This is a genomic window from Variovorax rhizosphaerae (assembly GCF_037889975.1).
GTDB lineage: Bacteria > Pseudomonadota > Gammaproteobacteria > Burkholderiales > Burkholderiaceae_C > Variovorax > Variovorax rhizosphaerae.
On the sequence record NZ_JBBKZT010000021.1, the window covers coordinates 1 to 21,695 of the forward strand.

Genomic DNA, 21,695 nt, shown 5'->3' on the forward strand with positions numbered 1-21,695 from the left:
CGTGCACCGCCATCCTTGTCCAGTTCCATCGTCAACATCCTCAATGTGAAGACGTCGACCTTCCTTCATCAAGGATCCATTCGCAAGAACGGGGACGCTCGGACATTTACAAATAACCGCACCCGCTGCAACGCGAGTACCGTGTAGCTCATCGGCCTTGGGCCTAACTCAGCGGTCGAGCCGACCGCCTACGGCGTCGTCTCACCTCGTCCGTTAAGCATCTCCAGCCAGGCCATGTCCGCATTCACGCCCTGTCGTTCTGCCTCACTCGCGCCACGTTCGCAGGTCATGCGCGCTTCGCGGTTTGTCGCTCGTCCTGTGCTGCGTGGTTCGCGTCCCTCTTTTCGGCCGGCGAGCAATCGAAACATCGCGCCCGCTGCAACGCGTGTACCGCATAGCTCATCGGCTGTGGGCCTAACTCGGCGCTCAAGCCGACCGCCTACGGCGTCGGCTTATCTTGTCCGTTAAGCATTTCCAGCCAAGCCATGCCCGCACCCACGTCTTGTCGTTCTGCACCACGCGTTCGGCGTGCGCAGGTCACGCGCGCTTCGCGGTTTGTCGCTCGTTTTGTGCCGCGTGGTTCGCATCCCTCTTCGCCGGCGGCGAGCGTCCGAAGCATCGCGCCCGCCGCAACGCGCGTACCGTGCGGTTCATCGGCTGTGGGCCTAACTCGGCGCTCAAGCCGACCGCCTACGGCGTCGGCTTATCTTGTCCGTTAAGCATTTCCAGCCAGGCCATGTCCGCATTCAAACCTTGTCGTTCTGCATCACGCATCCAGCGTGCGCAGGTCGCGCGCGCTTCGCGGTTTGTCGTTCGCGCTGTGCCGCGCGGTTCGTGCCCTTCTTTGCAGTCGGCGCGCTTTCAAAACATCGCGCCCACCGCAACGCGAGTACCGTGTGGCTCATCGGCCTTGGGCCTAACTCAGCGGTCGAGCCGACCGCCTACGGCGTCGTCTCACCTCCACCGTTAAGCAGCAGCCACCTGACCTCAACCGCTAGCTACTACTCCACCCATCCATGGCCGACTGGCTCCCTCGTTTTGCGGACGTGAAGTCCGTTGAAGACCTCAGCAAGCTTCTTGCATATCCGATGGTGATCTCCGCCCACGTACTCCAGACGGGCCTCACCATTTCCCAGCCAGAGCTTTATCTTGATTTCTCAATTCCAAGTGGCGCGACAGGTACGGCACTGCTTCTATGGACACTTTGTATCTTTGTAATCAAAGCGTTCTACGCTTCGTTTTGTGCCATCGCCGCCCACTTTTGCATTGCTGGAATCGAACACTTCATCCGCTTCCCCATGCATAGCTTCGTGGCGGCCCTTCTCATGGCTCTAGCACTTTCAGGAGTCCTCGGGAAAGACAGCAGCGCAGTGTCTGCGCTCGGGCTAGTTCCGGCGTGGTATTACGCGGCTTTTGTGTTTGGGTTTTATCTTCTCGCCTGGCATAAGGAAAATCCTCCGTGAAATGCGCCACTCTGGGCCTAACTCAGCGGTCGAGCCGACCGCCTACGGCGTCGTCTCACCTCGTCCGTTAAGCCCGTGGAATATCTTCTCTCAGCCATCGTCGCCTTCTCCTATTGGCGGATCTGCTTTCGACCGCTGCCGCCATCACTCTCGCATTTGTGTTTGGCCTCATGGTCCCCTCTTTCAAAGGTGAGGTTGGCGTGATCGTGGCAATTGTCGGGTTCGTTTTCGGCGGGTACTGACAAGGGCGCCATGAACTCGGCGCCACGATTACTCAGACATTGCCGGAGCCACAAGTTTCATTGCCAGTGGCACTCTCTGGGTTCATCGTGTTCGGGTTAGTGTGGGGTGCAATGCTCACCGCGCTATTTGACTCCCTCTTGGGCGGAGCCGTTTCGTTGGTTCTGTCGGTCGTGGCAATAGCTTTTTGGTACGCAGTTGTCGTCAAGCGTCCGATCTCAAACAGTCGGCTCATGTTTGCGACCGCATCCATGCTCGCAGGGTTTTGCGGCTTAGTCGTACTCGTCACATCCCATGCCTAGCAATCGCCTAACCAGCCGGTCGAGCCGACCGCCTACGGCGTCGTCTCACCTCGTCCGTTAGGGAGCGAAAGCAATGAACACTTTCACCATCATTTGCATCTTTGCGTTGCTGGCGCTTGTCCTCGTCTTGCTTGTTCCATTGTCGATAAAAAATCGCAAGACGCGCCCGCAAGAATCGCTCGGTCCTTCTGGCATTGATACGACGAGTCCCTTGCTCTTTTCCCAAGGCATGTCCTCGCCTCCGCATGGTCACTGTTCTCACCATGCTGGTAACGGCGTTTCGGGCATAGATTGCGGCAGCGCTGGTAGTGGTGGAGGAAATTTTTAGTGAGCGGTCAGACATCAGCCTCGTGCCTAACTCGGCGCTCAAGCCGACCGCCTACGGCGTCGGCTTATCTTGTCAGTTAAGCATTAGCCAAGCCATGCGCGCGTTCACACCCATTTTTGCGATCTTGCTCTCGATCTGGGTGGTCCCTTGCTTGGCAACCACACCTCTGATGGATTCGGTGGACTATGACGGAGAGACAACCACCGTCATTCCACAAGGGCAGCCTTGGCTTGACATACCGGAAAACGACAGGACACGTGAGATCCGTTTAAAGGAGCGTTGTTCCGCAATTGGCGCGCCAAGAGCTGAATGGCGCATTACTGAACAGCGACTTTGGCTGGTTGGTCTCTTTAAGTGTGGGGGCGCCATAAAACTCGAGAGCGTATATGGTGGAAGTGGAGCGCCCATATTTGCAGACTGGATTACTTCTGACCTAGTTACGCAAAGAGGAAGGCGACTTTGTTCCGGCAACGGCATCACTGTTCGCGAGACCGCAATTGTCTTCCGTGTCGATCGTGGTGTTGTTCTCAGTATCACCAGGATCGACAACAAGAGACATTCCGCGATTCCCACCGTTCAAGATATGCGGAAGATTCTGGAGCCCTATGGAGAACAAAGTAAAGCTGAGGAATTCATTGCGAACTCTGATTGGCCGTGCCTGTCACCTACGACTCAACGCGAACTTCGCGGTGCCCAAGAGCCCATTCCTTCGACCGGCGGAACAGTTGGCCAGTATTTGCGGGACCATGTCGATAAGCTGCTGAAGTGACTCACATTCAACACGCCGCGCCCTCTGCAACGCGAGTACCGTTCGTTTCACAAGTCTGGTCCCTCACCCGGCGGTCGAGCTGACCGCCTACGGCGTCGTCTCACCTCATTCGCTAGGCCTCAAAGTATGAGCATAAAAGGAATACTCTCAGCCCTTATCTTTCTAATTATATTTATGACCGTACCAGTCATACTTAAAGAAAGCCTATCCTTATCCACAGTCGAGATTAAGGCATTACTTTTTCTTGTCTTCTCGGTCATTGGCATCATTTTTTTATTCCGCTTCTTTCGTAATCATGAGCCAAAGCTTGAAGCTCCATCATCTATAAGCGGCGTTGCAAAACCATTTCGCTACACAGGAATTTCTTTAGTCGCGACCGGCTTCATTGTTTTTCTTGGCAGCAAATCTGGCTTTATTCAAATATTCCCATTTGCCGGCCAGATATTTATAGTCATTGGCTTTGGCTTTTATGGCGGGTCACTTGCTGCAAAAATTCGGCCTACCAAGTCATCCCAGCCGCCCCGCTGAAGCGGGCGGCTGAATTCCAACGTTAAGCCTTCAGAACACCTGATGTCGCACATCCACCAAATTGAAACCGAACGGCTGCTTCTGCGTCAATGGCGGCGCTCAGATTTCCCCGTCTTTGCACAAATGAGTGGGGACGACGAGGTTATGCGGTTCTTCCCTGCGAAGTTGAGTGAGGAAGAGAGCAACGCAATGGCACAGCGCTGTAGCGACCTTATCGAGCAGCGCGGCTGGGGCTTCTGGGCGACTCAAGAAAAATCGTCCGGCTCATTCATTGGGTTCATTGGCTTGCACATTCCAATTGCCGAACTACCGTTTTCACCGTGTGTAGAGATTGGCTGGCGGCTTTCTCGGCCTTCTTGGGGTAAAGGGCTTGCAACAGAAGGAGCCGGTGCCGCGCTTGCATTTGCATTCGATAGGCTCTTCTTGGCGGAAGTTGTCTCATTCACTACGCTGAACAATGCGCCTTCGGAACGTGTCATGAAACGACTCGGCATGCAGAGGGATGAACTCACTTTTCAACACCCGTCTCTTCCGAACGGTCATCCGCTGCGGGAGCATTGCTTGTACCGCATATTTTCCGACAGCCTAACCCGGCGGTCGAACCGACCGCCTACGGCATCGTCTCACCTCGTCCGTTAAGCAAATAGCATGCAAGTTCCTTTCCTAGTCTCGTTGCTACTGTTGTGTGTAGTCATCGGCATCGCCTTTTTGGGCGGCCATTTGCTCCGCTGGATGCTCCGCAAGGACCACGCTATGCATACGCACTTCACCAGCGAAGCGAATGCAAACCGGCTGGCGTACGTAGTCAGAAACTGCGACGTCATAGTCGGCATGCTGTTATTGCTGTGCTTTGCAGTAGCCACTGTTCTCTACGCATGAACATTCACGTGCCGCGCCCAACCCGCCGGTCGAGCCGATCGCATACGGCGTCGTCTGACCTCATCCGTTAAGCATTTTTCGTTGCTTTCCGCCGTTTCGTTTTTTAGAGAATTCTGTGGTCACGTCCGCGAGCAATTTTTGTTGCGTCGGCGCGTCAGGCCGCGTCCGAAAGGCCATCACGAAAAAGGCCAAGCCCTTGTAGTCGCAGCGAATCGAGGCAGTGAGGCCTTCCTTCAGCCCAAAGACAGACTTCTCAGTAATATCAACGAAGTACTCCAACTTTGTTAGTGTCTCTTTCGCGCGCTGCAAACATGCGGCTTTACCCAAAGCGTGTGTTGCCCAATATGTGTTTACTCGAACCGTGGAGCGATCGCTGTCGTCGTTTGGCGGGCGGACCGGCTCATTGGCAAATACCGGCAACGTTAGCAGCCCGGATAAGAGGATGAGCAGGGCAATGTACTTTTGCGATCTGCGTGCTGTCATGATGCCACCCCTTCAAAGTGCTTAGGTGAGACACAGTGACACCTTGTGATCACTTTGAAATCATCATTCGGTATGAAAATGCCTAATCTGTCGCTCGATCCGACGGCGCTCGGGCAAGCCTGGGTCCGCGGCTCAGCTTCAAAGTTAAGCATTTCCAGCCAGGCCATGTCCAAGCTCAAGCCTTGCCGTTCTGCCTCACGCGTTCAGCGTGCGCAGGTCACGCGCGCTCCGCGGTCTGTCGCTGGCGTTGTGCTGCGCGTATTGCGTCCCCGTTGCGGTCAGTGAACGTTGGAATGATCGCGCCCGCGGCAACGCGAGTACCGTGTAGTTGATCGGCCTTGGGCCTAACTCGGCGCTCAAGCCGACCGCCTACGGCGTCGTCTCACCTCGTCCGTTAGACCGCAAGCCATTTTTTCGTAGCGTCCTTCCTGATCAAATCGTTCTCGCCCTTGCAGACCCGGGCCTGATCGGGACGAAGACATCAAGCCAGCACCACGGGGCCAGCCATGGATCAACTCAAACAGTGCCTCCTTGCCGAAGTCCGAAAGATCGAAAGATCAGCGGCGTTCAGGACAGGCCAGCGGTCAAGCAGGCCGCCGGCAACATTGGCTCCCCTCCGCACACGCCAAGGAGACCTCAATGACAGTCAAGCGCATGGACAACGTCGGCATCGTGGTGGAAGACATCGATGCGGCCATTGCGTTCTTCGTGGAACTGGGGCTCGAACTCGAGGGGCGCGCACCGGTTGAGGGCGACTGGGCAGATGGCGTCACCGGGTTGCGCGGCATGCGCGTCGAGATTGCCATGATGCGGACGCCGGACGGTCACAATCGGCTCGAGTTGTCCCGCTTCATCGCGCCGCCCGTGGTCGCCGATCACCGCAGCGCCCCGGTGAATGCGCTCGGCTACCTGCGCGTCATGTTCACCGTGGAGGACATCGACGATACGCTCGCCCGGCTCGGCCGTTGCGGCGCGAAGCTCGTGGGCGAAGTGGTCCAGTATCAGGACATGTACCGGCTCTGCTATATCCGGGGGCCGGAAGACATGCTCATCGGGCTCGCCCAACAGCTCGGGCAGCAGACTTCCCGGGAGAATCCGATCGATACCAGTCATGCAGGCAGCGCCAGTCACCCTCGTTCCGGTTGAGACGCCCGCGCCGTTCGGCTCGAAAGCCTTTGTGCGCTTACTGGGGCACATGGCCTGAACCGATCGGTCGGCTTCAAGGAGGTTGACGCGTACGCGGACAACAGCTTGAACGCCTGCCAGGACCCGGAAATGCTCGCCACGTGTCGGGAGCGTGCGGTCTTCTTGGAGCGCTCGCTCGAAGCCCGCCCCCTGACTGATCCATCAAGTCACTTTGGACGTTGTTGCGATCACCAGGCCATCGTCGCGGACGAGGCGTTGCATGTTGGCGGCGTCAGACTGCTTGCACCGCCGTGCGAAGGCCAAGGTGCTTCACAAACGGCTCGAAGTCCCTGTCGCTGTGCAGGAGCATGTATCCGTTTTCGATGGACCGCGTGGCGATGATGGTGTCGATCGTCTTGCGCACCGTGATACCCAGTGCTCGCAGTGCGCGGAAGTTCTTGGCTGCCTTGATCGCAATGTCCCTGCCGCCGAGTTCAACGACTTCGAGCGCATCCATGAATTTCAGTGCTTGCCGGAGGTTCTTATCGGCGGTAAAGCCCTGCAAGACTTCGGCGAGGATCAGGTCGCCAATGAGCAGCGGTTCGCGCCCCAGCAGGCTGTCGAGCTTGTCCGTTTGCACGGTGGCGGATCCCCGGAAGTAGTCGATCCAGACGCTGGAATCGACCAGGATCACTTGTCCGCCCTCATGGCATCCAGGTCGCCTTCCCAGGTCATCTTGCCGCGGAGTTGGCGGATGCGCTCTTGCTGGCGCAGGAGGAGCACGGTGCGCAAGCCAAGTTCCACAGCCTCGCGCTTCGTCTTCAGGCCCGTCGCAAGCAAGGTTTCCTTCATCAGCTTGTCGTCGATTTCGATGTTGGTCCGCATGATGTGTACTATTTTTGATTCTGGTACACATTTTAGCTCTGGCGCGGCGAGCGGCGGCAGAGCGTGCAGAATCGAACCGGTCGTTCCACTGGACGTGCCCCGGCAGGCCTCGTTCTGCCGGTGAACTTCAACGCCACCCTGCAAAAGTGACATGCTCGACGCCTCCGCCTCCGCAATGATCGGCGTTTACCAGCGCTACGTTTCACCCTACAAGGGCTTCTGCTGTGCCTACCGCGTGCACACGAAGCGGCGCTCGTGCTCCGCCTATGCAAAGTCGATCATCGATCGCCTGGGGGCCATGGCGCTGTTCGCTGCAATGCCTCGACAGTTCGCGCGCTGCAAGGCGGCCTGCCTGGCGCTTGTGGCGTCCCGTTCAGCGGCTGAGTTGCCCTCGGAGGAGCAACGAGAGAAGCGGCCTTGGTGGGAGCGTTGCGACTGCAATCCGCTCGATTGCCTGGACCTGAGTCAGCTTTCCTGCGATGTGCCGTGCGACTGCTCGTTCTGAAGAGCTGGCGCTGAAGCCGACGCGCCGCGGCTCATTGCGGCGCGTTCTTTTCAGTCGCGCAGCCCCGAGTACGTTAGGCTGAACGCAGCATCGTCCAGCGGCCACACCGGGCGCCGTACGCGCTGGTAGGGCAGCCGGCGAAGGCGCGGCGAGACGGCGCCACCGGAGTCGACCAGGATGGTGCGGCTCGCGATCGGGTCGAACGCGCCGCGGAAGTGCTGCTGTGACTTGACGACGAGCGCTGCGCATTGCGTCGGGTCGATGCCCTGGCTGAGGAAGGCTTGCCGGTCGGTGGTCTGCATGTTGTTGCTGGTGACGATGACCCACAGGCCTGCAATCTCGATCACGGCTGTCAGGCCGGTCTTGATCGTGATGCCGGCCCACATCGGACCGTCGCAAACGAATTGGGCATCGCCGACCCGCAGCACGGTGCCGGTGACAGCCAGGGGCTCTCCGTACACCGCCGGATTCTGCTTGTTGCCCAGGCGCAAGTGGACCTGCGCGCCCACTCCCGCCGCAGCGCACGCGGCCGCCGATTCGGCGTCGTAGATGCCCGCCAAGGCGACCTTGCGCTGGCCCGCCGCCAGCAGCGCGGCAAGGATGCGTACACCATCGCCCGGCGCACCATGGCCTGGGTTGTCCGTGAAGTCGGAGATCACCATGGGCGCCTTTTCCCCCTCGTCGCGCTTCGCGAGCGCCTGGACCATTTCGTGCAGCGTCAGGAGGCGCACGCTGGTCTCATGACGCGACGACCAAATCGCTTCCGTCAGCGTCGCGCCCACCCGACGCAGGACTGCGGCGCTGGCCGTTCCGGAGACGGTCACGCTGGGGCCGGCCTGCTCGATGTCGGCCCACGGAAAGCCGGCGCAGACCGCCACTTCGGTCACGCCTTCATGGCTGCGCCGCAGGTCGGCCGCCATGCCGAGCAGCGAGGTCATGACGCCGGCCAGATGCGTGCGGCCATGGTCGCAGCCGTCGAGCGAGGGCGCGTGCACGACCACGCAACGCGATTGCAGTCCTTCGTGCATGAGCCGCTGCAGGCAGTCGGCGGCCTCACGCGCCACCGCGTACTGGTCGATGTGCGGATAGGTGCGGTAGGCGTAGATCGCATTGGCGCATTCAGCCATGCGGTCGGTCACGTTGGCATGCAGGTCCAGCGTCACGACGATCGGAACCTTGGGGCCGACGATCTCGCGCACGGCCATCAGCAAGGCGCCTTCCGCATCGTTCTCGCCTTCCGCGGCCATGGCGCCGTGCAGCGCGAGGATGACGCCGTCCAGGTCCGGTGAACAGCCCGACATGACTTGCTGCAACAAATGGCGCCAGGTGTCGCGCGTGGCCCGGCCGGACGGCGTGGCATGGGCCGCCAGCGGCTGCACCAGTTGCCAGCCGTGGTCGCGCGCGGCATCGATGTGCGCGGCCAGTTCGCAGGCGGTGCCGCTCAGGGTCGCGGCGATCTGCGCGTTCTTCAGGAACACGCGCTCGGCGAAGGACTGCAGGGTGGTCGGCGTCTGGCTGAAGGTGTTGGTCTCGTGGCTCAACTGGGCGGAGAGGACCTTCGCGCTCACGGGCTCAGTCAACTTGCGCCCCCGAAACCTTGGCCGCCTCGCCCCAGCGCGTGTGTTCGGATTCCAGGAACTTAGCAAAGGCCGCGCCGCCGAGGGCCGCGGGCTCCGCGCCCAATTGCAGCATCTGGGTGCGCACCTCTTGAGAACGGACGATCTTGTCGATCTCCGTGGCCAGCTTTTGCGTCACTTCCGGCGGCATGCCTGCGGGCCCCATGACGCCATACCAGGCGCGAAGGCCGCTCATCTCGGGGTAGCCGAGTTCCGCGAAGGTCGGGATGTCGGGGGCGAGTTCGGAACGCTTGTCTCCGCTGAGTGCCAGGGCCTTGACCTTGCCGGACTTGATGAAGGGCAAGGCCGCCTGCAGCGTGTCCATCATCATCGGGACCTGGCCGCCGATCACGTCGGTCTGCCCCGGCGCGCTGCCTTTGTATGGCACGTGGGTCACCTCGATCTTGGCCTTCTGCTTGAACATTTCCATGATGAGGTGGGTGCTCGAACCATTGCCGACCGAGGCATACGCGTACTTGCCGGGGTCCTTCTTCGCGAGGGTCACCAGGTCGGCCAAGCCGCCTTGCACCAGGCCGGGATGCGTCACCAGCACCAGCGGCACCTGCGCGAGCAATGCGACCGGCGTGAAGTCCTTCTGCGTGTCGTAGGCCAGGGACTTGTAGACGAAGGGCGCGATCGTGTTGGAGCTGCTGGTCCCGAGCAGCAAGGTGTAGCCGTCCGGCTTGGACTGGGCCACTTGTGCCGTGGCCAGCGTGCCACCGCCGCCGGGCTTGTTCTCGATGACGACGGGCTGGCCCAGGACCGGGCCCAGCCTCGTGGCGATGACGCGCGCCACGCCGTCGGTGGCGCCGCCCGCCGTGTAGCCGACGAGCAGCTTGATCGGCTTGGACGGATAGGCCTGGGACCAGGCGCCGGTGCACAGCAACAGGCCGCCCAGCGCGGCGCCGATTTTCAGGAGGGGGATGGACTGCAGCATTTTTTGTGTCTCCGATGGATGAATTGCCCGATGCGCCTGGCAACCCTCCCTGGGCAACGCAAGCCGCAATTCATTGTGTGGGGCGGCTCATGCATGGGGCAAATGACATTCATGGAAGCGCGCATACCCAACTTGGCATAGGCTCGGCAGCGAGCCCACTCTCTCTCCCCCTGCTTCGCGAATGAACAGCCAGCGCATCGACCTGAACCTGCTGCGCACCTTCGACGTGCTGATGAGGACGCAAAGCGCGACCCTGACCGCGCGGATGCTGCACAAGACGCAGCCCGGCGTCAGCCGCGACCTGGCGAAGTTGCGGCACCTGCTGGCCGATCCGTTGCTCATCATCGTGCGCGGCCGGCTGGAACCCACGCCGCGCGCGCTCGACCTGCACCCGGCGATCCAGGAGTCGCTGCAGCGCTTCGATGCCTGCATCCGCTCCTCCCTGCCCTTCGATCCGGCCAGCGCCCTGCAGACGCTCAACATCGCTGCCTATGGCTACCTGGAACTGCAGCTCACGCCGCACCTGCAATCCATCGTCCTCGAGCAGGCGCCGGGCATGGTCGTGTGCTGGCATGCGGCGCAGGGCGAACTGGTGCCGGATGACCTCGATGCCGGGCGCGTCGACCTTCAGCTCGGCGTGTATCCGGAGTGCCCGCAGCGCTTCGACATGGAGCGCCTGACGACCGACCGACGCGTGCTGGTGGTGCGCGGGGAGCATCCCGTGGTGCGCGACACCGTCGACCTGCCGACCTTCCTGTCGCTGGACTTCCTCACCTACAGCAAGCTCCTGCGCAAGGAGACCGAACTGGACCACGCACTGGCCCAGCTCGGTCATCGGCGCCGCTTCTCGTTGCTGCTTTCCGGCTTTGCCAATGCGCCCTTCGTGCTGGCCGGGACGGACTATGCAACGACGATGCCCTTGGGCGCGGCCCGCATGTTTGCGAAGAACTTTCCGCTGCGCATCGTCGAACTGCCGATCACGTTGCCCGGGATGACCTTCTCGATGCTCTGGCACCGTCGCCATCAGACTGCACCGGCGCACATGTGGTTGCGCGAGCAGGTGCGCAGGGCCATGCGGCGCAGTTCGGGCGAAGTGTCCGGCGGGGCTGGTTGATCCATCGGGGAAGAACATGAAGCCGCCGGATTGAAGCCGGCCCTGGACAGGAGTGAACTCATGAGAAGACTCATCGCATCCACTTTCACATCGCTCGACGGAATCATGCAGGCACCCGGCGGGCCGGAAGAAGATCCCACGGGCGGCTTTGCCTTTGGCGGCTGGATGTTCCCCTACGCGGACGACAGCATGGACCTCTCCGCGGCAGGCTTCGACGGCAAGGATCGCGAACTGCTGCTCGGGCGCAGGACCTATCAGATCTTCGAAGCGTACTGGCCGTACCAGCCGCATGACGACCCGATCGCGAAGACGCTCAATGCCGCGAAGAAGCATGTGGCGTCCCGCACGCTGACGACGCTGCACTGGAACAACGCGACCCTTCTCCACGGCGACGTCGTGTCGGCCGTCATCGCACTCAAGGCCATGCCAGGCCCGGACCTGCAGATGATCGGCAGCGGCGACCTGATCCAGACGCTCCAGGCCGCGGCGTTGATCGACGAGTACAACGTCTGGACTTTTCCGGTGGTGCTGGGGCGGGGCAAGCGCCTCTTCGGCGACAGGATCAAGCCATCGGCGCTTCGGCTTGTCCGCTCCCAGGTTTCGACCAGCGGCGCCGTGATGAGCACCTATGTGCCCCATGGAGACATCCAGCCCGGATCCTTCGCGACGCTTGCGCCGAGCGAGAGGGAACGGACCCGACGCAAGACCATGGCGGATGGGATGTGGTGATGACGACGGCGCGTCGTGGCGCGGCTTAAGGCTGGCCTCAGGCCCACGGCATTGCCCGAAACAGAATCGCATCACAACGACTTCGTGCGAGGGAAATCATGCCGTTCGCAGGCCTTGGACTCCACTTTCTCCTGGCGCTCTTCTGCGCTTTTCACGTGGTCCGGACGCGCCGGCAGCTCTACTGGTTGTTCATCCTTTTCGCGTTTCCGCTCTTGGGGAGCCTGGTCTACTTCTTCATGGTCTACCTGCCGAACTCGAGGCTCGAGCGCGGCGCCATGAAGGCAGTCGCCGCAACGGCAAGGACGATCGACCCGATGAAGGAAGTGCGCCGCGCCAGGACGGACTTTTAGCAGATGCCGACTGCACAGAACCAGATGCGCCTCGCCTCCGCGCTGCTGGAGGCCGGGAACGCGGCGGAGGCAGCAACGCTCTATGCAGGTGCGTTGCAAGGACCATTCACCTGCGACCCGGATCTCCGCTTCGGCGCCGCCAGGGCATTCACCGAAAGCCACGCTTGCGCTGAAGCGCTGATTCATCTGGAACAGTTACGCGCCAGACGACCGGAATACCGCCCCGACGCTGTTTCGTTGCTGCTGGCCAGGTGCTACGCGGGAACATCGCGTTTAGCGGATGCAAGGCAGGAATTCGAGCACGCCATCGCACGCTTCGGTACTTTTGAAGCGCATGCGGAATATTCGATCTGGGCCGTGCAGACCGGCGATGCGGCGACCGCCGCGCACCTTCAATCGGAAATCGACAAGATCACAAGCCGATGGAACGCAATGGCCCGCAAGCTCAACGACCCGGTCATACAGCGGCTCCAAACCGCCTTGTCGAGTTCATTGCGGGTTCATTGAAACGGCACTGACCCGATTCAATTGAAACGCTGCGACCGAGAATTGGCGTGGCTCCTCGAACAGCGGCACCTCTTGCCGCATGTTCGATCGGAACTTCAAATTCTTGTGCCTGTCACCTTGCCGCCGCAATGGACTCAGGCGGCAAGGTCCACGTCACGATCAGTGGTCGCCGCCCTTGATCGAATGCACCGCGCCACCACCCGCGATGAACGGGATCGGGCCGAGGCCCTGTGCCACCGACAGCGTATCGGTCAGATGGCGGATCAAGGACGCGTCGAGCATCGAGTGGTAGGTACCGTCGTCGTTGAAGTTGACGTTGGAGCCCTTGACGATGAACAGCACGACCGTGTCTTCGGTATTTTCCTTGGGGACCTTCAGGGTGTGCACGGAGGCGCCGGGCTCGTACAGGTAGCAACCCGCGGTCTGCGGTTGATCCGCGTACTCAGCGTAGTGCCAGCAGCCCGAAAGCGTGTACGCATCGACCGAACCGGTGTGGTAGTGCAAAGGAATGAAGGCACCCGGACTGAAGGTTGCGAGGAGCACCCAGATGCCCAGTTCCATGTCCAGGCGTAGCGGCTGGAAATGCACGCCCGGGCCGAGTGCGTCCTTGATCACCGGAATTTCATTGGCATTGACCGTCAACAAGTGGCTCTGCGCCAAAGCGACAAACGGCAGCGCGGCACCGGTCGAAGTGAAAGCGGGCGTGGGGACAAGTTTCATTGACATAGCGAGATATCTCCTCAGTTGTTGTCCCTGAATCATTGCCGCCTTTGGCGTTCTTGACTACCGGTATTTCGGCGTACTTTCGTCTTCTCGTTGCACAACATCAACAGCACCAGTGGACAGTCACGCCAGTCGATCCAACGCAGGCTCGAATTGCAGACCCCTATTGCGTGCGGCGGGAATAAACGCATACTTTTCAGGCTAATTTCATCAATCACAAGAGGATGTTCAACATGCGCCTCAACCGTATGAGTCTTGGCCTTTTCATTGCCGTTGCATTCGTGGCCGGCATCATCGTGTCGCCCAGGGTGCACCACTTGATTGGCGAGGCGCATGCGCAGGCGCCAGCGGCGGCGACGTTGCAGCCGATGATGATCGACCTGGTGGCTCTCAAGCATGGCGACCTGCCCGGCACGCCCAATCCCGAGATGAATTCCAAGGGCCTGGTGACCAGCGACAACGCCACGATCGCGATCCAGTCCGGCAACGTGGCCAAGCACAACCATCCGAAGACGGACGAGATCCAGTACATCATCGAGGGCACTGGCGCGATGTGGCTCGGCAACGAACGCAAGGAGTTCAAGCCCGGCACGCTGATCATCATTCCCAAGGGCACGGCCCATGGCGGATCGATCGTGACGAGCGGGCCGGTCAAGGCGATTGCGATCAAGATTCCGCCGCAGCCCGCGGGTGACACCGTCTTCATGAACTGAGGCCCTCGACATGACCGACAGCGATCCGCTGCTCGCCAGCCAATGGGTGGTGCGCATCTGCCTGTTCCTGGTGGCGGCGATCGCCATGGCAGGTGGCACCTTGCAGATGGTCCTGGGCCAGCCGCAGACCGAACCCCGGCTGGACAACGTGCACCGCTTCATGGCGGGGGTGTACTTCTCGACGGGCCTCATCAATCTCTGGGCTGCGATCACCATCCGCCAACAAGGGACCTTGATCTACCTGCTGGCGCTGGGTGTGCTGCTGGCTGGCTGCGGGCGGCTGCTGTCGATCAGCAAGGTCGGGTTGCCCAAGCCGGCCGCGGTATGGTTGGGCTATCTCGTTCCTGAGCTGGTGCTGCCGTTCGTCATGGCCGGCGCGCACTACGCCAGTCACTGACAAAGGCTCCGCCATGTTCCCCGCCGAAGTCCTCGCCGCCTACCTCGTCGCCGTGCTGCTGGTCGTCATTGCGCCAGGGCCGGACAACATCCTCGCGATCAGCCGCGGGCTCAGCCAGGGACGGGCTGCGGCGGTGCTGTCGTCGATCGGCGCGGGGCTGGGGATCATGGTCCACACCACAGCGGCGGCACTGGGGCTGACGCTGGTGATCCAGGCCTCGCCGGCGGCGTTCTGGGCGGTGAAGCTGATCGGCGCGGCCTACCTGCTGTGGCTGGGCTTCAAGGCGCTGGCCTCGCGCAACCTGATCTCCTTCACGCCGGCGGCGCGACAGGGCCTTCCGCGCGTGTTCGCGACGGGGCTGCTGTCGAATGTGCTCAACCCGAAGCCGGGGCTGTTCGTACTGGCCTTCATTCCGCAGTTCGTCAGCGCGTCGCGCGGTTCGGTGACAGTGCAGATGCTGGTCTATGGCGCGATCTTCGCGGTGCTGACGGCCATCATCTTCTCGGTGCTGGGTTGCTATGCGGCCAGGCTTTCCGGATGGCTGGAGCGCCGGCCGAAGGCGACGAGCTGGCTCAACTTCGGCGCGGGGGCGACGTTCATTGCCTCGGGGGTTTCGATCCTGGTGCTGGGGAACCGTCGCTGAGGCTTGTTCGCCGTCCCGGGATGTGAACCAGTTCACATCGGCGCTGTGCGCTTCGCACTCGGATAAATCGTCGACGACGCCTAAATTCCTGCCCACGGAAAGCGTCTCGCGATCCGCTCTACCCGGAGCACCGCCATGAACATCTCTTCACGCACCCTGTACTGGATGACGAGTGTCCTGTCGCTGGTCGCGGCGGTGGGCGCGATGATGCATCCGATCCCCGCTGTCGCGGAGGAACGTGCCTTCCTGAGCAAGCCGGAGATCCAGGAACGACTGGTCGGCAAGGCCATCCAGTCGAAGAACCTGCAGAGCGGCGCGGTGTCGCATTGGGCCTATCACGCGGACGGCACCGTCGATGCATCGCGCACCGGCCTGGGCAAGGCCACCGGCACCTGGGCCATCCGCGAGGACGGGCAGATGTGCGTGACGATGGTCAAGCGGACGGGCTGCCGCTACTGGTTCCGCAAGGGCGAGATACTGGCCAACGCGGACACCAATTCGCCTGAGGCGCCGGTCGTGGCGGAAGTGCTCTTCGAGTAGGCCGCGTTCATGCACCGGCCTTGCGCCGGCTGGCAAGAGCCTCCCGAGCTGTGACTGGGTAGTTTTTTCATGGGCAGTGACAGTGCGGCAGCGGTGCCAGCGCAGGCTTGGCCGCGGTCTGCGCGATGCGTCCGCAGTCGCGTGGCCACCGAGGCGACAATGCCCTCCTGCCGCTTGCACCCAGGCTCTCGCGCCTGCGCCTGGCACAGTCACTCAACCCTGAAAGTCCCGCATGCCCCGTCCCGTCCTCGACGAAGCCCACATCCATCCCGCGATCCGCGAGAAGCTGGCCGGCAGTCGCCAGACGTTCGTGCGCGAGGTCATGGCCGCCATCGCTGTCAACGACGTGGTCGTGGTCGGCATGGCGATGAACCCACATCCCAAGAGGGCACGGAAGGCGCTCGACCAGGCCGGCGTGGCCTACAAGTACCTGGAGTACGGCAGCTACCTGGGCCAGTGGCGCAACCGCAATGCGCTGAAGATGTGGACCGGCTGGCCGACCTTTCCGATGGTGTTCGTCAAGGGCGTGCTGGTGGGCGGCGCCACCGAAGTACAGAAGCTGATTGATAGCGGAGAACTGAAGCCCATGCTGCAGCGCGGCGCGGCTGCCTGAGCGCCAACGCGGGGCTGCGACCGGCGCGCCCCGCGGGGGATCAAGTCAAGATGGCAAAGCCACATTGACTCAAGGGCCCCCAAGGCCGGGCTGCGCCCAGCCCGCCCCCCGCGGGGGATTGAGTCGAGATGGCAAAGCCACATCGACTCAAGAACTGAGCAGCCTCTGCACCACCGGGCACTTGTCGCCGGGTTGGCTGCCGTGCAGACTGCCGCATGTCCGAACTGATCCGATGAAGGAGCGCCATTGCAGGCATTGCGCGCGATCGTCTACGTCAGCACCGCCACGCAAGCGATGCGCTTGCCGCAACTGGAGGCGCTTCTGGTCGAGGCGCGCCGGCTGAATCTGCAAAACGACGTGACGGGCATGCTGCTCTACAGCGACGGCTGCTTCATGCAGTGCTTCGAGGGCCTGGAGGATGCTGTTCACGACACCTACGCACGCATTCGCGCCAGCCGGCAGCACACCCGCATCGTGGAGTTGCTGAACGAGCAGGTGGATGCGCGCAGCTTTGCCGATTGGCAGATGGGTTTTGCGCAGCCTGAGCCGGCAGACTGGATGACGCTGTCGCACGCACGCTGGCGCAGCATGGCGAGCGAGGCGCTTTGCTCGGTCGCCAATTCGCCGGGACTGGACCTGTTGCGCGGCGTGGCCGCGCGTTCGGGGCGGTAAGACGTATCGCTGCTTCGATCAGGTGCCCGCAGCCTCCAGACCCAGATAGGCCCGCCGCAACTCCGGCCGCGCCATCAATTCGTCGGGCCGGCCGAGCGCCACGATGCGCCCCTCTTCCAGCACGGCGGCGCGCTGCGCAATCCGCAACGCCATGCTGACGTTCTGCTCCACCAGCAGGACGGAGATGCCGTCCTCGTGGATGCGACGTATCGCCTCGAACATGTCGAGCACGATGCTCGGCGCCAAGCCGAGCGAGGGTTCGTCGAGCAGCAGCAAGCGCGGCTGCGCCATCAGCGCGCGGCCAATGGCGACCATCTGCTGCTGGCCACCGGACAAGGCGCCTGCCGGTTGGGACAGTTTCTCGTTCAGCACAGGGAACAACTCGCACACGCGCGCCAGCGAGCGTGCGCGGTCGCGCCGCGCTGCCGGCAGGTAGCTGCCGATCTCCAGGTTCTCGCGCACCGTCATTTCGGTGAACAGCCGACGCCCTTCCGGCACCAGCGCAATGCCCCGCGCGCAGAAGCGATGCGGCGCCAGCCGCGAGATGTCCTGGCCCTCGAACATCATTCGACCCGCGCCGATGCGATGCAGCCCGGCGATGGCGTGGATCAGCGTGCTCTTGCCGGCGCTGTTGGGACCAACCACGCAGAGCAACTCGCCGTCACCGATGCGCAACGACACATCCCATAGCGCGACGGCCTGCCCGTAGGCGATGCGGATCGATTGCAGTTCAAGCATGGGCCGGCTCCGGATCGAGGCCTGCGACGTTCGATGACGCGCCCGCTTCCATTGCCTGGCCAAGGTAGGCCGCGACCACGGCGGGCTGTTGCATCACATCGTGCGGCGGCCCCTCGGCCAGCACCTCGCCGCGATCGAAGATCACGACGCGGTCGCACAAGGCCATCACCGCCCGCATCACATGTTCGACGAAGACGATGGTCGCGCCCTGGTCGCGGATGCGACGGATCAGCGCGACGGCCTCGTCGATCTCCGACGGCGTGAGGCCCGAGAGCACCTCGTCCAGCATCAGGATGCGGGGCCGCGCCGCCAATGCGCGTGCGAACTCGAGGAACTTGCGCTGATGCAGGTTGAGTTCAGCCGGCAGCGCATGCGCTCGCGCGCCGAGGCCGGTGAACGCGAGCCATTCCCAGGCTTCTTCTTCGGCCGCGCGGCGGTCGAGCGATGCCGCGCCGAACATCGCCGGCAGCGCCACGTTCTGCAGCACCGTGAGGTGCGCGAAGGGCCGCGGGATCTGGTAGGTGCGGGCCATGCCGCCATGCGCGATGCGGTGCGCCGGGACGCCCGAGATGCGCCGCCCCGCGAACTCGATGACGCCCGCGGTCACCGCATAGTGCCCGCTGGCGACATTGATGAAAGTCGACTTGCCCGAACCGTTGGGCCCGAGCAGGCCGAGGATCTCGCCCTGCCGCACTTCCAGGTCCACGCCACGCAGCGCCTGCACGCCCTTGAAGGACTTGTGCACGCCCTGCGCGCGCAGCAGGATCTCGCCGGAGCGGGGCGCAGGCGATGCGGCGGGTGGCGCGGCATCGGCCACCGACTTCGCAGGGACCTCGCGAACCACCGCCGAAGCCCCCCGCCGCGCGCCCCACCACTTCAACGCCTGCCCCAGCAAGCCCTCCGGCATGAACAGGATCACGACGATCAACACCAGCCCCGTCAGCCCCTTGCCGATGATCGCGCTCTCGCTGCCGGTGAAGGCATAGAGCAGCAGCGTGATCGCGGTGGCGCCGACGATCGGCCCGGCCCAGTGCCGCGTGCCGCCCAGCACCGCCATGAGGATGACGGTGAGCGGCAGCGCGATCGTGAAGACATCGCCGGTCGTCACATACGAGATGAACAGCGCATGCACGCCGCCCACCAGCCCGGCCAGCGCGCAGGAGAGCGCGAACGCGCCCAGCTTGTAGCGGAAGGTCGGCACGCCCATCACCTCGGCCACGTTTTCGTCGTCGTGGATGGCGAACAAGCCGGTGCCGAAGCGCGAGCCATGCACGAGCAGTGCAGCGACCACCGCAAGCAGCGCGACTGCCAGCGAGAGCAGGTAGAAAGTCCCCGATGCAGTCGGCGCTATCGCCGGCACCAGGACGCCGGCCATCGACACGCCCGGGCCGCCATCGATCGGCGTGTTGAGGATGATCGTCGCCACCACGAAAGTCGCGGCCAGCGTCAGCAGGGAGAACAACTCCGCACGGACCGCCTGCACCCGGAAAGCGACCACGCCAAGCAGCGTGCCGAACAGCGCCGCGACCAAGGCCGCCGCCGGCAAGGTCCAAAGGAAGGGCACATCGAAACGCGTCGCCAGCGTGGCCGTGGTGTACATGCCGATGCCGAAGAAGGCGCCATGCCCGAAGGAGAAGTACCCCGAGTAACCCGATAGCAGGTTCCACGAGGTCGCCAGCGCGATCCAATGCAGCACCAGGTACAGGATCGATTCGTAGAAGGCCGGCAGGCGCAGCCACGGCACCACCGCAAGCACAGCGCCGGCCGTCAGCAGCAACACCAGCGCACGCTTCAAGCCATCCTCCCCGGCCGCACCAGCAGCACCGCCATGAGCAGCGAGAAGGACACCAGCGGCGCCCACGAAGGCGCCGTGACCGCCATGGTGACCGCCTCCGTCACCCCGATGATGCAACCTGCGATGAGCGGCCCGAGCGGCCTGCCCAGCCCACCGAGCATCACCGCGGCGAACACCACGCCGATCCACGCATAGATCTGCGAAGGCGACATCGTGTAGGCCAGCGCGATGCACACGCCCGCCACCCCGGCCAGGGCGGCGTTCAGGCCTGAGAGCATCAGCGCCAGCGCGTTCTGGTTCACACCAAAGGCCGCTGCGATCGGTGCATCCTGCGCCGCGGCGCGCATCGCCTTGCCGAGGTCGGTCCGGCTCAGCACCAGCCACACCGCGAACGAGATGCCCACACCCAGTCCCACCGTGATCAGTTCCGGCACCGGCAGGAACAGCGGGCCGAGCCGCACTTTGTGCTCCGCATAGCTCGATTCGAGCTTGCGAAAGTCGGCTGTCCACACCCACTGGATCAGCGCCTCGATGATCACCGTGACGCCGAAGGTCACGAGCAGCGAGTTGAACGGGCTCACGCGAAAGCGCGTCAGCAGCGCATGCAAGCCCACGCCCAGCACGAAGAACAGCGGCACGATGATCGCGAGCGTCAGCAACGGGTCCATGCCGAAGCGGCTCGACAGTTCATAGGTCAGGTAGGCACCCAGGAATGCCAGCGCGAAATGCGCCAGGTTGATCTGCCGCAGCAAGCCCCAGGACAGGCTCAGGCCCAGCCCGAGCAAGCCGTAGAGCGCGCCAGTAAACAGGCCTGCAAGGATCGACTGGGCCAGCAGCGTGGCGCTGGGAATGTTCATTCAGGCGGCGCGCGTCACCAGCTTTGCCCCGGGCGCGGCCCATTCCGGCGGCCACACCGTCACCCACTTGCCGTTCTGCACCTGCTTCACCTTGCTCAGGTCGGCGCCGAAGTTGCCGCGCTCGTTGAAGCGCAGCTTGCCCTGGATGGTGTCGACCTGGTTCGCCTTGAGCCAGGCTGCCATGGCCTTGTCGTCGATGCCCTTGGTCGCGACCACCGCCGCCTCGATCAGTTGCCATGCGGTGAAAGAGGCCGCGGCCTGCGTCTCGACGGTGGTGTCGGGCATGTTGGCCTGCGTGGCGCGCTCGCGGTAGACCTTCACGAACTCGGCGGCGGCGGCGTTGTTGGTGAAGGGCGCATGGTCCTCGAAGATCGTCATCGACAGCGCGCCGTTGGCTTCCGGCGCCTTCAGCATCGGCGCGGGCGATGGGAAGTGATAGAAGTGCAGGCGCGGCGCATAGTCGATCTTCTTCATCGCATCGAGCAGTTGCGTGCCCTCCAGGCCGATCGCGCCGGTCCAGATGAAATCCGGGTTCGCTTCCTTGATGCGCCCGGCGATCGGGCCGTAGTCGCGGTTGCCGAAGTCCCATTCGAGGAACAGCACCTCGTTGAGGCCGCGCTGCTTCGCCACCTCACGCGCGCCGAGCGCGACGAAGTGCACCGAAGGGAACTTGCTCGTCACCACCGCGATGGTCTTGGGCGGCTGTGCCGTCTTGTTGAGCGCGTCCAGCACCAGCGCCGGCAAGGTCTTTTCCGGGTCCGGGCCGATCGACCAGGCAGGAAACTGTTGCTCGTACTTCGCGAGGTTCGGGATGCCGAAGGTATGGTGCACCAGCGTCTTGTTGTAGCGCTGCGCCACGCCCATGGCCGCCAGGATGTTGCCCGTTGCATAGGGGCCGATCAGCAGGTCGACCTTGTCGGAGGTGACGAGTTGCTCGTAGAGCGTGCGAGCCAGGTCGGTCTTCGACTGGTCGTCCTTGAGCACCCATTCCACGGGGCGGCCCAGCAGGCCGCCGCGCTTGTTGAGCCCGTCGACGTAGATCTCGCCGGTGAGCTTGTGCACCAGGCCGGTCGCCGACAGCGGCCCGGTGAGCGCGAGCGTGCCGCCGATGCGGATGGGCGCACCCGCGGGCTGTGCTGCAGCGTTGCCGCCGAGCAGCGAACTCGCGCCGAGCACGCCGATCGAGCCGGCAGCGGCTACGAATGAACGACGGTCCATGGTCATGCTTGTCTCCTTGGTTGTGA

Annotated in this window: 27 protein-coding genes; 17 read left to right on the forward strand and 10 right to left on the reverse strand. The window is 62.8% G+C overall.

Annotation, left to right across the window (positions count from 1 at the left end; all coding sequences use genetic code 11):
* The first annotated feature begins 1,016 nt into the window (after positions 1-1,016).
* The 5 genes from WKW82_RS31775 to WKW82_RS31795 all read left to right on the forward strand — a co-directional run bounded on the left by WKW82_RS31775 (position 1,017) and on the right by WKW82_RS31795 (position 4,269).
* Positions 1,017-1,463: a hypothetical protein gene (locus WKW82_RS31775; protein ID WP_340346815.1), complete on the forward strand. Its 447-nt coding sequence runs from the start codon at positions 1,017-1,019 to the stop codon at positions 1,461-1,463.
* A 615-nt stretch (positions 1,464-2,078) separates the two neighbouring features.
* Complete coding sequence (locus WKW82_RS31780; protein ID WP_340346816.1) at positions 2,079-2,333, forward strand: hypothetical protein; 255 nt, start codon at positions 2,079-2,081, stop codon at positions 2,331-2,333.
* On the forward strand, positions 2,314-3,102 hold the full coding sequence (locus tag WKW82_RS31785) for a hypothetical protein (RefSeq protein ID WP_340346817.1): 789 nt from the start codon (positions 2,314-2,316) through the stop codon (positions 3,100-3,102). Before WKW82_RS31780 ends, WKW82_RS31785 begins: the two co-directional genes overlap by 20 nt.
* A 174-nt stretch (positions 3,103-3,276) precedes the next feature.
* Entirely contained in the window at positions 3,277-3,630 is a 354-nt protein-coding gene (locus WKW82_RS31790; protein ID WP_340346818.1) for a hypothetical protein, read from the forward strand.
* A 42-nt stretch (positions 3,631-3,672) separates the two neighbouring features.
* Positions 3,673-4,269, forward strand: coding sequence for a GNAT family N-acetyltransferase (locus tag WKW82_RS31795; RefSeq protein ID WP_340346820.1), 597 nt, complete (start codon positions 3,673-3,675; stop codon positions 4,267-4,269).
* 300 nt (positions 4,270-4,569) lie between these two features.
* On the opposite strand, the gene WKW82_RS31800 is transcribed toward WKW82_RS31795, so the two are convergent.
* Positions 4,570-4,992: a hypothetical protein gene (locus WKW82_RS31800; protein ID WP_340346821.1), complete on the reverse strand. Its 423-nt coding sequence runs from the start codon at positions 4,990-4,992 to the stop codon at positions 4,570-4,572.
* A 639-nt stretch (positions 4,993-5,631) separates the two neighbouring features.
* On the opposite strand from WKW82_RS31800, the gene WKW82_RS31805 reads away from it, so the two are divergent.
* Positions 5,632-6,138 carry a VOC family protein gene (locus WKW82_RS31805; RefSeq protein WP_340346822.1) on the forward strand — a complete coding sequence of 169 codons (507 nt, stop codon included), beginning with the start codon at positions 5,632-5,634 and terminating at the stop codon, positions 6,136-6,138.
* A gap of 271 nt (positions 6,139-6,409) precedes the next feature.
* On the opposite strand, the gene vapC is transcribed toward WKW82_RS31805, so the two are convergent.
* Together vapC and WKW82_RS31815 are read right to left on the reverse strand one after the other, a co-directional pair.
* On the reverse strand, positions 6,410-6,811 hold the full coding sequence (gene vapC / locus WKW82_RS31810) for a type II toxin-antitoxin system VapC family toxin (protein WP_340346823.1): 402 nt from the start codon (positions 6,809-6,811) through the stop codon (positions 6,410-6,412).
* Positions 6,808-7,155 (reverse strand): type II toxin-antitoxin system VapB family antitoxin, encoded by a 348-nt coding sequence (locus WKW82_RS31815; RefSeq protein ID WP_340346825.1) that lies wholly within the window; start codon positions 7,153-7,155, stop codon positions 6,808-6,810. Before WKW82_RS31815 ends, vapC begins: the two co-directional genes overlap by 4 nt.
* Here WKW82_RS31815 and yidD point away from each other — a divergent pair.
* Positions 7,154-7,507, forward strand: coding sequence for a membrane protein insertion efficiency factor YidD (yidD, locus tag WKW82_RS31820; RefSeq protein WP_340346827.1), 354 nt, complete (start codon positions 7,154-7,156; stop codon positions 7,505-7,507). The genes WKW82_RS31815 and yidD overlap by 2 nt on opposite strands.
* Positions 7,508-7,557: 50 nt before the next feature.
* Here yidD and WKW82_RS31825 read toward each other — a convergent pair whose 3' ends face one another.
* Entirely contained in the window at positions 7,558-9,075 is a 1,518-nt protein-coding gene (locus WKW82_RS31825; RefSeq protein ID WP_340346829.1) for a M81 family metallopeptidase, read from the reverse strand.
* A 4-nt stretch (positions 9,076-9,079) separates the two neighbouring features.
* Positions 9,080-10,060, reverse strand: a complete 981-nt coding sequence (locus WKW82_RS31830) for a Bug family tripartite tricarboxylate transporter substrate binding protein (protein ID WP_340346830.1) — start codon at positions 10,058-10,060, stop codon at positions 9,080-9,082.
* Between the two features lie 181 nt (positions 10,061-10,241).
* Between WKW82_RS31830 and WKW82_RS31835 the strand changes: the two genes are divergently transcribed.
* From WKW82_RS31835 to WKW82_RS31850, 4 genes are all read left to right on the forward strand, one after another.
* Positions 10,242-11,174 carry a LysR family transcriptional regulator gene (locus tag WKW82_RS31835; RefSeq protein WP_340346831.1) on the forward strand — a complete coding sequence of 311 codons (933 nt, stop codon included), beginning with the start codon at positions 10,242-10,244 and terminating at the stop codon, positions 11,172-11,174.
* A 60-nt stretch (positions 11,175-11,234) separates the two neighbouring features.
* Positions 11,235-11,903 carry a dihydrofolate reductase family protein gene (locus WKW82_RS31840; RefSeq protein WP_340346832.1) on the forward strand — a complete coding sequence of 223 codons (669 nt, stop codon included), beginning with the start codon at positions 11,235-11,237 and terminating at the stop codon, positions 11,901-11,903.
* A 155-nt stretch (positions 11,904-12,058) separates the two neighbouring features.
* On the forward strand, positions 12,059-12,253 hold the full coding sequence (locus tag WKW82_RS31845) for a hypothetical protein (RefSeq protein WP_479694184.1): 195 nt from the start codon (positions 12,059-12,061) through the stop codon (positions 12,251-12,253).
* Between the two features lie 3 nt (positions 12,254-12,256).
* Positions 12,257-12,760, forward strand: coding sequence for a hypothetical protein (locus WKW82_RS31850; protein WP_340346835.1), 504 nt, complete (start codon positions 12,257-12,259; stop codon positions 12,758-12,760).
* Between the two features lie 159 nt (positions 12,761-12,919).
* Here WKW82_RS31850 and WKW82_RS31855 read toward each other — a convergent pair whose 3' ends face one another.
* The gene (locus tag WKW82_RS31855; protein WP_340346836.1) at positions 12,920-13,486 is read right to left on the reverse strand and encodes a 2,4'-dihydroxyacetophenone dioxygenase family protein; all 567 of its coding nucleotides are present in this window, start codon (positions 13,484-13,486) and stop codon (positions 12,920-12,922) included.
* Between the two features lie 230 nt (positions 13,487-13,716).
* Here WKW82_RS31855 and WKW82_RS31860 point away from each other — a divergent pair, with 230 nt between their 5' ends.
* The 6 genes from WKW82_RS31860 to WKW82_RS31885 all read left to right on the forward strand — a co-directional run bounded on the left by WKW82_RS31860 (position 13,717) and on the right by WKW82_RS31885 (position 17,061).
* Positions 13,717-14,196, forward strand: a complete 480-nt coding sequence (locus WKW82_RS31860) for a cupin domain-containing protein (protein WP_340346837.1) — start codon at positions 13,717-13,719, stop codon at positions 14,194-14,196.
* A gap of 10 nt (positions 14,197-14,206) precedes the next feature.
* Complete coding sequence (locus WKW82_RS31865; protein WP_340346839.1) at positions 14,207-14,593, forward strand: DUF4345 family protein; 387 nt, start codon at positions 14,207-14,209, stop codon at positions 14,591-14,593.
* Between the two features lie 13 nt (positions 14,594-14,606).
* Entirely contained in the window at positions 14,607-15,236 is a 630-nt protein-coding gene (locus tag WKW82_RS31870; protein ID WP_340346841.1) for a LysE family translocator, read from the forward strand.
* A gap of 135 nt (positions 15,237-15,371) precedes the next feature.
* Positions 15,372-15,776 (forward strand): hypothetical protein, encoded by a 405-nt coding sequence (locus tag WKW82_RS31875; protein WP_340346843.1) that lies wholly within the window; start codon positions 15,372-15,374, stop codon positions 15,774-15,776.
* Positions 15,777-16,008: 232 nt separating this feature from the next.
* Positions 16,009-16,389, forward strand: a complete 381-nt coding sequence (locus WKW82_RS31880) for a glutaredoxin domain-containing protein (RefSeq protein ID WP_340346844.1) — start codon at positions 16,009-16,011, stop codon at positions 16,387-16,389.
* A 246-nt stretch (positions 16,390-16,635) separates the two neighbouring features.
* Positions 16,636-17,061, forward strand: coding sequence for a BLUF domain-containing protein (locus WKW82_RS31885; RefSeq protein WP_340346845.1), 426 nt, complete (start codon positions 16,636-16,638; stop codon positions 17,059-17,061).
* 18 nt (positions 17,062-17,079) lie between these two features.
* Here the strand turns inward: WKW82_RS31885 and WKW82_RS31890 are convergent, their stop codons facing one another.
* From WKW82_RS31890 to WKW82_RS31905, 4 genes are read right to left on the reverse strand one after another with little or no spacing between them, the layout of a single operon-like run.
* Positions 17,080-17,799, reverse strand: coding sequence for an ABC transporter ATP-binding protein (locus WKW82_RS31890; RefSeq protein WP_340346847.1), 720 nt, complete (start codon positions 17,797-17,799; stop codon positions 17,080-17,082).
* Entirely contained in the window at positions 17,792-19,594 is a 1,803-nt protein-coding gene (locus tag WKW82_RS31895; RefSeq protein WP_340346848.1) for a branched-chain amino acid ABC transporter ATP-binding protein/permease, read from the reverse strand. Before WKW82_RS31895 ends, WKW82_RS31890 begins: the two co-directional genes overlap by 8 nt.
* Positions 19,591-20,451: a branched-chain amino acid ABC transporter permease gene (locus WKW82_RS31900; RefSeq protein WP_340346849.1), complete on the reverse strand. Its 861-nt coding sequence runs from the start codon at positions 20,449-20,451 to the stop codon at positions 19,591-19,593. Before WKW82_RS31900 ends, WKW82_RS31895 begins: the two co-directional genes overlap by 4 nt.
* On the reverse strand, positions 20,452-21,675 hold the full coding sequence (locus WKW82_RS31905; protein ID WP_340346850.1) for an amino acid ABC transporter substrate-binding protein: 1,224 nt from the start codon (positions 21,673-21,675) through the stop codon (positions 20,452-20,454).
* Positions 21,676-21,695: the final 20 nt, after the last annotated feature.